Here is a 12,978-nt window from a genome sequence, read left to right on the forward strand (position 1 = left end):
AATATCTACTAATCCACACTTTAAAGCGGCGCCGCCAACGTATATTCCTATAGTGTATGGCTTTATCAATGATATATTTGGTTAAGGCTTATGGACAAGCGATTAAACATCGCAATCAATAATTATCAACCGAAAGTAGCGGAGAAGTATTTTAAAGGAATTTAATTATATTTTTTGTTGTTTCAATATTGCTAGAAAAGACCTATTCTAGCTCTTTTCTAGCAATATATTCTGTTGGCATGCAATTGTAATATTGCTTAAAAGAAGTCGAGAAGTAGGAGGGAGAGTTAAAGCCAGACATGTAAGCAACCTGTGCAACTTTGTATTTTTTTGTTTGTAGCAATTCAATGGCTTTTTTAAATCTTATTCTTTTGATAAAGTCTGTTACAGATTCGCCAGTGATGGCTTTAAGTTTTAAGTAAAGGTTAGAGCGGCTCATCCCAATTTCTTTACTGAATTTATCTACAGAGAATTCTGCATCAGTTACATTTTTCTCCATAATAGCAATGGCATTACGTAAAAAATCTTCATCCAAACTATTGAAAGCGATGTTTTCTGGGACAATTTCCGTTGAGCTTGAGTAAAATTCTTTTAGCCTTCTGCGAGAGCGCACAATGTTTTGAAGCTTAGCTTCTAATATTGAAATAGAAAAAGGCTTGGTCACGTAATCATCTGCACCAACTTCTAATCCTTTAATATGATGGGTTGTTTCGTTTTTGGCAGTTAACAGAATAACCGGAATGTGGCAGGTACTGATATTTTGTTTTATTTTTTTACAGAACTGGATGCCGTCCATTTCAGGCATCATCACATCACTAATGATGAGGTCGAAATTTTCTTTTTCTACCAGCTCTAATGCTTCTAAACCGTTGTGCGCTACGCTGGTATTGTATATTTTACTGAAATAGTTTTTTAAATAGGCTACAATCTCGTGGTTGTCGTCTACAATCAGTAGCTTTTCAGTATTTGTACCAGTAAAGTTAGTTTCATCGTCAACTGTTTCTGTTTCGACTATCTGTGAATCATCCGTTTGCGAATCATCATCGATAGCGATTGTATGTTCAATAAATTCCTGTTGTAAATGTTCATCCGAAGCGTAATAAGAATCGCTTATTGGTAAGCTTACTGTAAAGTTAGAGCCGTTCCCTAATTGGCTATCTACTTTAATTTCGCCGTGGTGTAGTTCTACCAATCTTTTGGTAAAAGCTAAGCCAACACCCGATCCAAGGTTCATCTCGTTGTTGTTAACTTGGTAAAATCTTTCGAAAATCTGCATTTGATCATTTGGCGAAATACCCACACCATCGTCACTAACTTTAATAATGATTTTATCACCGTTAAGGGATAACTGCATACTTATATTGCCTTCTTTTTTAGTGTATTTAAAGGCATTTGATAAAAGGTTGAAGGCTATTTTCTCTAGGGCATCAGCATCAAAGCTAAACCACAGCTCGTTTATGGTAGTCTCAAATTTAAAATTGATTAAATTTCTTTCTGCAAGTGCAGAAAATGACGAATGAATATCGCGTAAAAAGCTAACGATATCACCGTTTTTAACCTGCAGTTTTTTTGTGCCTAATTCGGCTTTTCTAAATTCGAACAACTGATCAACCAAATGATAAAGCCGTTTTGCATTTACCAAAATAAGCTCGTGATATCGTTTTAACGATTTTTCTAAAGGTGCTTTTTGTATCAGTTCTTCTAACGGTGCAATAATTAGCGTAAGTGGCGTACGAAATTCATGAGATATATTGGTGAAAAACTCCATTTTCACTTTGTTGATATAGTCTACCTTTTCTCTTTCAAGGTGGGCTATTTTTAACTCTTGCTTGGTACGTATTCTTTCGGCAATAATTTTGAAGGCCACATAAATTCCACCTATGACGAAGCAAGCTAAAATAAAGTAGAACCAGTTGCTACGCCACCAGGGTGGCAGTATTTCTATGTTCAGTATCCTCTCGGGGCTTGTTTCTCCTAGCGGACCCACAGCTTTTACGTGTAGGGTATAACTACCAAACCTGAGGTTGGAAAATGTTGCACTATTTTTGTTTTTACTAGGTTGCCAATCGTTATCAAAACCAGCTAGCTTGTAGTGATACTTGATTTTATTGGGAGAGATATAGTTGAATGTGTTAAAAAAAACGGTGAACTGTTTATAGTCTACGCTAAGTTTTATCGTTTCTTGGTGGTCTATCTGTTGTTGTAGAATATCATAGCTATCGCCAACTACAACAGGTTTATTCAAAACCTCTAGCCCCGTGAAAGTAACCTTTAAACTAAAAGGTTGTTGCTCAATAGATTTTGGATAAAAATAAGTAATCCCGTTGATCCCACCAAAAAGGATCATGCCGTCTGATGTTTTACAGAAGGCATTAAGATTAAACTGACTGTTTTGTAGACCATCTTTATTATCAAAAAGTTGAACTTTTTTTGAATCGGGATCAAATTTGATTAATCCAGCGTTGGTGGAAATCCATAAATCTCCTTCGTTATCCGGCTGAATGCCGTAGATTACCCTTTGTACAAATTTGTTTGGACCGTTTAGCTTAGCAAAATTTCGTTTGGTTTCGTTAAATAGGTTTAAGCCATCTCGGGTACCCACCCAAATTCTTCCTTTTTTATCTTCGGCAATACACGAAACCACATCATGGCTCAACATTTCCCCCTTATAGATTTCTAGTTCTAACCTATCCGGATAAAAAATATTAACGCCTTTGGTAGTTCCTATCCAGATTCTTCCTTTGCTATCTTCTTTTAAGTAAGTTATCTCATCAGAAGTTAATCTTTGGCCCGTTTTGTCTAAATAAAAACGGATAAAAGATTTTTCTGAGGGATTGAAGCGGTTTAAACCGGATCGCGTACCTACCCAAATTCTGCTTTTTGAATCTGTTAATAGTGCATAAACCATGTCGCCCGATATGGAAGAGGAGTTCTCTGGACTGCTTTTATAACGGGTAATTTGATTGGTTTTTCTGTTTAGATAATTAAGCCCCATGTTATGGGTACCAATCAATACATTTCCTGTGGCATCAAACGCTATTGCTTTGACGTTATTAGAGCTTAAAGAGTTTGGGTCTCCGTCTTTGGCTGTAATGTAACTGATTACGTTTTGTTTTCTGTCCCAAAAGTTAATACCCTTATCGTTGGTGCCAATCCAAATATTTAATTGAGGATCTTCTTTAATAACGTTTATTACTTCATCGTTGAGCGATAAAGGCCCCGTGTTTTGGTTTAATAAACGAAACTTAATATCGTTTTGATGATAGTAGTTTAAACCACCGTAATAAGTACCCAGCCACATTCCGTTTTGCCTATCTCGATAGATGTAGCGCACAGAGTTTTGGCTAATGGTGTAAGGTATGGTAGATTGATGGTAGTGGTTTTCAAAAGTTTTGGTAGTTAAGTTGAACACAGAGAGCCCTCTAAATGTACCTACCCAGATATTCCCGTTTTGGTCTTTGGCCAAACTTCTAACATCATTATCTGCAATGCTTGATTTATTACCAACGGAACGCTTGTGTTTTTGCAGATTTCCATTTTTGAGGTTAAAAACGTAGAGTCCTTCACCTTCTGATGCCGCCCACATATCATCACCATTGAATAAAATCTGGTTTATTTTGGTTTTTCTATCTTTAAAATTCACAAACTGGATAGTTTTAGAACCTAAGGGCATCCTGTAAACCCCAATATCAGTGGCGATATAGATAAAGTTGTTATGGGGAAATAATTGCCAGATGTTGCTGATTTTAGCTTGGCTATTATTGTAATTATGTACTTGAAATGTGTCTGTTTGGGAATTGTAAGAGTAAATTTCTCCAGTACTTGTACCTAACCACATTTTGCCGGTTTTATCCTTAATAATGGTTGTTACGTACCATTCTCCGGTAAGTATAGGTAGGTGGTAATTTTTAAACTTTTCTGTTTTAGAGTCATAGCTGCTAATTCCTTTATCACCACCAACCCAAAGTACTCCAACATTATCAATTAAAAGGCTTCTGATAAAGCTAGATTGCAAGCTTTGTGGGTCGTTTCTATTTGGTCGATAAACTTTAAATGCTTCGCCATCGTATCTGTTAAGTCCATCTTGAGTGGCAACCCACATAAACCCCAAAGAATCTTGAATAATGGAATATACCGTACTTTGTGATAAGCCTCGGTCTACAGATATGGTACGGAAATATTTTTCGGCTAGTTTTTTTTCTATGCCGTTGTCTGCAAAAGCAGTGATTGCTAACAACATAACTAGTTGTAAAACAATCACTTTTTTTAGTCTCTTTTTTAGAATTAGCATTCGATTTTTATTTTTACAAGTTGTTTAACTTCGCTTAAACAAGTAATATCTGATACATAATACGGAGATTATCCCGTACTGATACGGTTGAAACACTGTGATTTTATAGAATCCGATATGTCATCTATAAATTTAGCTGATTGAAGCTTGCTTTTGTAAGCATATATCGAATTTAACTAATTCCAAGCATTAAAAGAATCTCCGTGTTCTACTCCCCATTTTTTAAGGTGTTTCCGCATGTCCACTAGTTGCTTTTTAAAGTTGGTTTAACTGCTAAGTTATTGGTTTCTCCAGAATCTTGTTGCAAATCGAAAAGTTGTTCCCGTATGTCGCCTTTATCGTAAACAATATACTTATAACGCTGTGCAATTACGGCTGTACCTTTAATTATCAAAACTTCAAGCTAACTGCTTGGTTTTGTTTCAAGGCAACCTCTATAAGTTTTCCTCTATATCTGAATTTTTGCATCTTATCGGTAGGACTTGTTGCTTGGGCATTAATCAAATAACCATCTTTCCATTGCAAATCTATTATATACCCTCCTCTTGCTTTTAGACCTCTCATTTCACCTTCTTTCCAATCAGTTGGTAATGCTGGTAGCAGATGTATGCTATCTTCATGGCTCTGCAATAACATTTCTGCAATTCCGGCTGTTACCCCAAAATTAGCGTCAATCTGAAAAGGCAGGGCATTTAGCATACTTCTATATAGCCCGCCAGAGTTCTCTTTATGTACCTCTGATTCTACTAATGTGATTAAATTTTTAAGCGTGGCAAGAGCATTGTCACCGTCGAGTAATCTAGCCCAAAGTGATATCTTCCAAGCCATACTCCAGCCTGTAGTTTTATTTCCTCTGGCAATTAAACTTTCGCGGGCTGCTCTAAAAATATCCGGATTTTCTTTTAAACTGATATCTTTCCCAGGATATAAACCAAATAAATGAGAGACGTGACGATGGGTTGGTTCTGCTTCTACATACTCTTTATCCCATTCAAGTAATTTCCCAGTTTTTCCTATTTGATAAACTGGCAAAAGCGTTAATTGTTGTTTTAAATGATTGGTAAACTGAGCATCTTTGTCTAATAATCTGGCAGCGATTATAACATTGTTAAATAAGGAACGTATTAACGCAACGTCCATTGTGGGAGCTTCTGAAATAGCGATATTAATAGAGTCTTTAAATAAATAGGAGTTTTCTGGGGAAGTTCCTATGGGTGTAACTAGTTTTCCGTCTTTGTTTTTAACCATCCAAGAAGAATAAAATACTGATGCTTCTTTCATGATTGGATAATATTTATCTAAGAAAGCCAAATCGTTGTTGAACGCGTAATGTTCCATAATATGGTCACAAAGCCATGCGCCTGCTAGGTTCCAAAATCGCCAATACACATATCCATCCGACAAGTTTGTTTCTCGCCACAAAGAAGTGTTATGGTGGGTAACCCAGCCATCAAGGCCGTAAACAGATTTTGCTGTTTCACGACCCGCATCGGCAAGTTCCTCTAAAAAATTGAAAAGTGGTTTATGGCACTCGGGGAGGTTTGTAACTTCTGCTGGCCAATAATTCATTTCCAGATTGATGTTCATGGTATACGCAGAATTCCAAGGTGGAATAATTTTATCATTCCATAAGCCTTGTAAATTTAAGGGTTGTCCGCCCTCTCTTGATCCCGAAATCATCAAGTATCTTCCGTAGTTGAAGAGCAGTGCCGCTAGTGATTGGTCCTCTGAATTGTTAAAATCCCTTATTCGTTCATTTGTGGCAAGCTCTTTTTTTTGCACTGACGAGGGCAAAGTAAATTTTACCCGGTTAAACAACGCCTTATAGTCAGAAATGTGATTATTCCGAATATCTTCATATTTTTTAGGTTCAATTTTCGCTATTTGGTTGTTAATCTCAATGCTTAGGTTGTTATCTTTTACGTGGACATTATTTTTATACCCATTGTAACCCGTTTTAGCAACAAGAATAAAAGTCACCTGTGAGGCGGATCGCAACGAAATTTTACCGTTTTTTATTTCAAGCTCTCCATCATGAGACAGCGGAAATATGCTTGCTTCAAACGGGGTTCCAATATTATCTAAATCGTCTCCATAGATAATTTGCGCAGTACGAATCACTTTTCCGTCTTTGCTAAAATATTCTGGATGCCACGCCTGAGTCCCCATTTCTTGCAGACGTTCTACTGTGCGTCTTTGAACATGAGCTGGAGCCTTACCATTAATGCTTAAAGAGTTTTTTCCGGTGATTTTAGTAATTGGATGCAATGATTCTAATCTTAAATCTAAATCGATGATTGGTTTTGATGCTTCAATCCGGATTACGATAGATTGGTCTGGGTAAGAAGCGAGGACCTCTCTGGAAATCTGAACCCCATCGATTTTATATGTTGTGGAAACGACTGAGGTTGCTAAATCTAAACTGTGTTTATAATCGGAAATCTTCCCTTTAGTTAAAAAGTCAATGTAAACATCGCCAAAAGGCTGATACGCTTCTGTAAGTCGTCCGTTCCACTCTTTTTGAATAATCTGTTCGGCTTCGAGCAAATTGCCGTTTAACATCATCTGCCTAACTTGCTTCAGTTTTGGATAGATTTTAGTGTGGCTGTTAAACATATTTGCTTTTCCACTATACAGCGTGTTTTCATTAAACTGAATACGCTCCGTGTCTGTCGCACCAAAAATCATTGCGCCCATTCTTCCATTTCCTATGGGGAGCGCCTCTTCCCATAATTTCGCGGGAGTATTGTACCACAATTTTAAATCCGTTTGAGAAAAAACTTGGACGGAAATATTAGTTAATAAAAAGATTAGGAATGCCTTTTTCATGTTTTCTTCAAATAAAATTTATAGTTTTCGCCTCTTATGGTCGAAATGTTTATACAGGTTTTGTCATCTGCATATGCAAGAATCACTGGTTTTTATCGTATTTCACTTCAAATACAACCATTTAAGGTTAAACGGGTATTGTGTGTTTGTTCTTTTTGTAGCACCTCAACCTCTGTGAGTGAATCCATATTTCGTTTGGAATTTTTCCGCATATCGGGTTCGCAAATAGTAAGCGTAGCACTGTTTTCTTCTTCTTCTTCTTCTTCTTCTTCTTCTTCTTCTTCTAAGATGTAACTCAGTGCAATATTAGTTTCCCTCACTCTTAACTGATCAAAGTTGGTTTTAGGATTAAATATTGAGGCGTATGTTATCTTTTTAAGATTATCCTTAATAATATGGGCGTCATTATCCATTTTTAAGAGCGAAAATACTAATAGCTAGCGTTGATAATACCGCAGTTAATAGCAGTTTTTTTTATTAAATTTTATTTAAGATAATTATACATGGTATCTAAACCAAACTCCTTAATAGCTTCTTTGCTTGGTTTTGGTGTTTTGTCTATCTCGCTGAAATAGTCTGTGCTATCCCAAATAATTTTACCGCCTGTTTCTCTAGGGTCGTTTGTCTTTTTTAAATAAGCAACCATTTTATCAGAAAGGTCTTTTTTTACCTTAGCAAACTTAGGGTCGTTAGCGATGTTGTGCAATTGATCTGGATCGTTTGCAACATCAAAAAGTTCTTCGGCAGGGCGTTTTGCAAAAGCTAAATCATACATTGGTTTTACTGCTGGCTCATTTTTATGTTTTAAGATATAAAACTTAGCCGGACCAGGGTAGTTTAGCATGTATGGGTCAACATCTCCATATAACGGCGGGTCTCCAGCTGGCCATCTTGATGCTTCGTAATTTTTGATGTAAAGGAAATCTTTAGTTCTAATTGCTCTGCCTGGGTAACCTAAACCTTGTTGGCGCACAAATGCATGGCGTTCTCTGGCCAATACTACAAAGTCTCTTTCTTCATGCTTTGGCGCATCTTTTTGTACAATTGGTAAAATGTTAACACCTGTCATCTGCTTTGGTATTTCAGCATTCGCGATGCTTAAAAATGTAGGTGCAAAATCTGCTAAAGTCATTAGCTCATTAGTAACTGCATTTGTTTTAAAGTTTTTAGGCCATGATATAATCAATGGAACACGGGTACCGAAATCGTAAAGATTTGCTAAACCACGTGGCATCTGCCAGCCATTATCTGCAACAACAATTACAATGGTATTGTCTAATTCGCCAGTTTCTTTTAGCTGTTGCATAATTGTGCCAACCTCATCGTCAAAATTTTGGATAGCCGCGTAGTAATCTGCAATATCTATACGTACATCTTTAGTATCGGGTAGGTATTTTGGAACAGTGATTTTATCTAAATCAATTCCTGCTTTTTCTCCAGAACCTACTACATAGGGGCGGTGAGGGTGTAAGCTGTTGAACCAATAACTCCAAGGTTCTCCTTTTTTACGGTTTTTGATAAAGTCTGCAAAGTTTGCGTATTTATCACCTCCTGGGTTGCGTGTTCTTCCGTTTGCCTCATAACTTCCAGGGCCCCATCCTTTACCGTCGAAACCAACTCTATAACCTGCTTTTTCTAAAATATCAGTGAAAATTGGAAACTGCGTAGGTAAAACTCCCCATAAATTTGCTCCTTCTTCAATTCTCCAAATATCCTGCCCAGTAAGCATAGCCGCTCTGGCTGGCGTACATGACGGAGAATTACAATAAGCATTGGTAAAGCGGACGCCTTCGGTTGCTATTTTATCAATATTGGGTGTTTTTACAACGTCATCCCCATACACACCAACGTGGTTCCATGACTGGTTATCAGACATTAGTAATAAAATGTTTGGTCTTTCGGGCTTATCCTCAGACTTACAGGCTACCATAAAAAGTATAGCAGCTAAAAAGATGTTTCTAGCAAACGGTTTCATAAAAATCTATTAATTATTTATTGTTGGATTAGTGTCTTTATATTGTTTTTGGAGTTTAGCCAATTGACCTTTAAATCGACAAGCGTTTGCTTATAAGCAGGGTCTTGGTAAAGATTATGCATTTCATGCGGATCTTTTGCTAAATCGCACATCTCTCATTCATGTCTAAATTTGGTGTTTCAATGTGCCGTTTATCACAAGCACTCAAAGCTTGAGTAGTGTGATCATCAGTCGTGATGAAAATAGTATTAGGTTCCTTTTCTATTGGCTGGCTCTTTTCTGTGCAACCGCTAAGCATGAGTAACAGTGTGAAAGCGGATAAGCGATGAAATTTTAAGCCGTGATTGATCTTCATTTTTTCACTACGTTTATTTAACGTTGGTTTAAATCCCTTTATAATTGGAACGTGAAATTAGCTAAGGTAGCTGGTTTCAGCTTTTGGAATTGTTTAAATTCCTTTCGATTTGGTTGAATGCTATCCTATAACAGCTTTAGCACTGTTATAGAATAGCATGTTTGCGCAATTGTATTATTTAACCTAAAGTGGTAACCCCGTTCTCCTACGGTACTGATTACGTTTTAAAACGTTGTTGTGAGCTTTTTCTCCAAGCATATTTCCTACGCTTAATTCGCCAATAGTATTAAAATACTTTTATCCATTAAAACAGGCTTCGCTATGTTTAATGAATTTTTAACTTGTTTTTTATCATCGGTAATTAAATATTATGCTATTTGGGCTTATACCGTTTTGTTGTAAACTGAGAATACTGGTGTTTTTTAATGTAAACGGTATTTTAATTTATGAGATTTTCTATCAACGGTTACTTTAACTTCTAGCTTATTTCCGTTTGCTACCTTGGGGAATTTACTGTGAAACTGTAAAAACTACTGCTCAAAACTTAGATTGTGGTGGGTAAGTCCGGGTTCTCAGAATTATATTGTAGCAACGCCAGGTTATACTACTAAGCGTAAACATGATTTGTTACGAATCCCACAGCGAAATATGGATTTAATGCCGCAGTTTAACCAAAACTTTGCGTGGTAAAATCCATTTTTAAATTTTTAAAATGATTATCTCAATCCACGGTTCGCAAGAATCGGGGATTTTGCTTTTGTAGATTTTCACATGCAGTCCTAGCTCTATGAGGTAGTCTAACAATGAAGATGGAACCTCCTTGAGATTTTTTAGCGCATTTCCAGTTGATCACTCTTTAAAACCACCTCCATGTTCTATTTTATACGACCCTTTAAAGGCCTTGTTAATCAATTGATTATTTATCCGATTTAAAAGGTAAAATTCATTTTCAACAAAACCTAAACGAATTTAGATAATACTTAAATGGCTATAATCTATACTATACTACCTTACACCAAAAAATTATAAACAAAAATTGATATGAAGAAAATCACGAGTCTACTTATTGGTTGTGTACTTATTATACTTGGTATAAGTACCCATCTAAAAGCTCAACAAAACTTAAATTGGTTGAAAAACGCTAAAGTGACTATTGTCCAACAGTTAAAAAAAGCTGGAGATACTTATACGCCTGGGTTAAACCCAAGATCTGTTTACCCGACAGGAAAGGTGAGATTAACGAATAACAACGATTGGACAACCGGTTTTTTTCCTGGAAGCTTATGGTACGGCTATGAAATGTCCGGAGATAACAAACTTAAAGCCGATGCCAGAAAGTTCACTTTAGCTTTAGATTCTGTACAATATGTTACAGATAATCATGACCTTGGTTTTATGCTTTATTGTTCTTATGGCAACGGCTACAGATTAACGAATGATAAAATTTATCTACCACCTTTAAAAAACGGTGCGCAAAACTTGGCTAACAGATTTAATCCAACAGTTGGTGCAATAAGATCTTGGGATTTTGGAAAATGGCAATATCCAGTGATTATTGACAATATGATGAACTTGGAGTTTTTATTTTGGTCGGCTGATAAATTTAAGAAGCCGGAGTTTGCTAAGGTGGCCGAACAGCATGCCATTACCACAATGAAGAATCATTTCAGAGAAGATATCAGCTCATATCACGTAATAGATTATGATACGCTTTCTGGAAGAGCAATTTCTAAAGGAACTTATCAAGGTTTAACCGATGAATCAGCGTGGGCTAGAGGACAAGCATGGGGTTTATATGGCTACGTAATGTCGTACAAAGAGACTAAAAATAAAATATTTTTAGATTTTGCCGTACAGATTGCGTCTTTTATTATGAACCATCCAAACACAGATGTTGACAAAATACCGTACTGGGATTACAATGTACATAACAACGGGGAAAGGGCTGCGAAAGATGCTTCTGCTGGGGCAGTAATAGCTTCTGCTTTGTTAGACTTAAGCAAGGAAGTAAAGGATGGTCAAAAGTATTTCGATTATGCCGAGTTTATGTTGAAATCCTTATCGTCACCAGAATATTTGGCGGCACCAAACACAAATAATTATTTTTTATTAAAGCACAGCGTAGGAGCTTTGTTGTATAACTCTGAAGTTAACACACCTTTAAACTACGCAGACTATTATTACTTAGAAGCTTTACTAAGATACGCTAACTTAAAAAATATTGATTTAAAAACAATCAATTAACGCGTAAAACGGTTAAACCCGAGAAGAGCCGAAATGTCACCCTGAGTGGAGTCGAAGGGTTCGCACAGACTTCGATTCTTCTCAGTCTAGCCACACACGTTTAAATAACACTAATTAATAAAACCATGAAACCTAAATAATTTATAGTTTGATTTTTTTACTGCTGCCATTTTTATCCAGCGCAGTTGCAAAAAGTGATCTTACTAAAGAAAGCTTTGATGCCATTAATTTGGAGTCGCCAGGTTTAGGAAAAGTTAAAAGTTTGGTGGCTAGCAAAAAGAGAACTTTTAATGAATAGCGGTATACACACCATTACCTATTAAGCAGGAAAAGTAAAGTATAAAATTTCAAGCCCAATTCCGGTAGGGAATTTTCAGGTGCTGTACCTCACCCACACTAGGCAGCAACCTTAGACAATTCCATAAACGAGGGTTTCGGTACAAAGATTAGGATTCAACAAAAGCGAAACAGAATTAACTAAAATCAAAACCCGCTTTAGTTTATCATTGCTACATTAAACCTATAAAAATTTATCCAATTATTTAAAATCAAAAATTATGAAAAAAAGACTTTTACTCATCGATTTCAGACGTAATGTTATGAAAAAAATCAACCTTGTAATCCTATTACTAGGCGTTTCAGTTGCCGTAAATGCGCAAACGGCAAAAAGTGTATTTAATCTAGACAATGCCACTGATGGATGGTTAAGGGGAGCAGGAATGAAAGTTGATTTCGCTACAAACCCAGGTTTTTTGATAGCTAAGAACGATGGAAAACACAAACAACCAAGTGTTAAATTGGACGCTGCAAAATTTTATATTCAGGCTGGTGATGGTGTTACACATAAAAACAGGTATCTACATCTACGATTTAGAAACCTTCCCGGTGGACAAGCAAATGAAATTAGGGTTGTCTTCAAAAAATCCTCAGACGCCAATGCTGACAAATTCGTGAATCATAATAATTCCGCTAATGCTGTTGGTGGCGTTACGCCTCCTTATCCTACTACTACCTTTACTACCATAACTCTTGATATGGCAGAAGGGGCTACTCCTGCCGCAACAGAATGGAAAGGCCAAAAGAAAATTGACATTAGGTTTAATATACTTACTAGAGCAGCCTACACAGGTGATGTTGAGGTTGACTATATCATTTTTAGTGATGATAAAGTTTTACCCGTAACACAGCAACCTTAGACAATTCCATAAACGAGAATTTCCGGTACAAAGATTAGGATTCAACAAAAACGAAACAGAATTAACTAAAATCAAAACCCGCTTTAGT

At 36.5% G+C, this 12,978-nt stretch carries 7 protein-coding genes; 2 read left to right on the top strand and 5 right to left on the bottom strand.

Annotated elements, in window-relative coordinates:
- Positions 1 to 202: 202 nt before the first annotated feature.
- The 5 genes from B176_RS0115905 to B176_RS0115925 form a co-directional block, all read right to left on the bottom strand.
- Positions 203 to 4,291, bottom strand: coding sequence for a hybrid sensor histidine kinase/response regulator transcription factor (locus B176_RS0115905; RefSeq protein ID WP_017259823.1), 4,089 nt, complete (start codon positions 4,289 to 4,291; stop codon positions 203 to 205).
- Positions 4,292 to 4,535: 244 nt separating this feature from the next.
- On the bottom strand, positions 4,536 to 4,685 hold the full coding sequence (locus B176_RS20825) for a hypothetical protein (protein WP_017259824.1): 150 nt from the start codon (positions 4,683 to 4,685) through the stop codon (positions 4,536 to 4,538).
- A complete protein-coding gene (locus B176_RS0115915; RefSeq protein ID WP_017259825.1) occupies positions 4,682 to 7,120 on the bottom strand; it encodes a glycoside hydrolase family 95 protein in 2,439 nt (812 codons plus the stop codon). Before B176_RS0115915 ends, B176_RS20825 begins: the two co-directional genes overlap by 4 nt.
- Positions 7,121 to 7,227: 107 nt before the next feature.
- Entirely contained in the window at positions 7,228 to 7,533 is a 306-nt protein-coding gene (locus B176_RS0115920) for a hypothetical protein (protein ID WP_017259826.1), read from the bottom strand.
- 71 nt (positions 7,534 to 7,604) lie between these two features.
- Complete coding sequence (locus B176_RS0115925; RefSeq protein WP_017259827.1) at positions 7,605 to 9,095, bottom strand: sulfatase family protein; 1,491 nt, start codon at positions 9,093 to 9,095, stop codon at positions 7,605 to 7,607.
- 1,396 nt (positions 9,096 to 10,491) lie between these two features.
- On the opposite strand from B176_RS0115925, the gene B176_RS0115935 reads away from it, so the two are divergent.
- Positions 10,492 to 11,694 (top strand): glycoside hydrolase family 88 protein, encoded by a 1,203-nt coding sequence (locus B176_RS0115935; protein WP_017259829.1) that lies wholly within the window; start codon positions 10,492 to 10,494, stop codon positions 11,692 to 11,694.
- Between the two features lie 557 nt (positions 11,695 to 12,251).
- Positions 12,252 to 12,890, top strand: a complete 639-nt coding sequence (locus B176_RS0115945) for a hypothetical protein (RefSeq protein ID WP_017259831.1) — start codon at positions 12,252 to 12,254, stop codon at positions 12,888 to 12,890.
- Positions 12,891 to 12,978 lie beyond the last annotated feature (88 nt).

It is taken from the genome of Pedobacter arcticus A12, assembly GCF_000302595.1.
Taxonomy (GTDB): Bacteria; Bacteroidota; Bacteroidia; order Sphingobacteriales; family Sphingobacteriaceae; genus Pseudopedobacter; species Pseudopedobacter arcticus.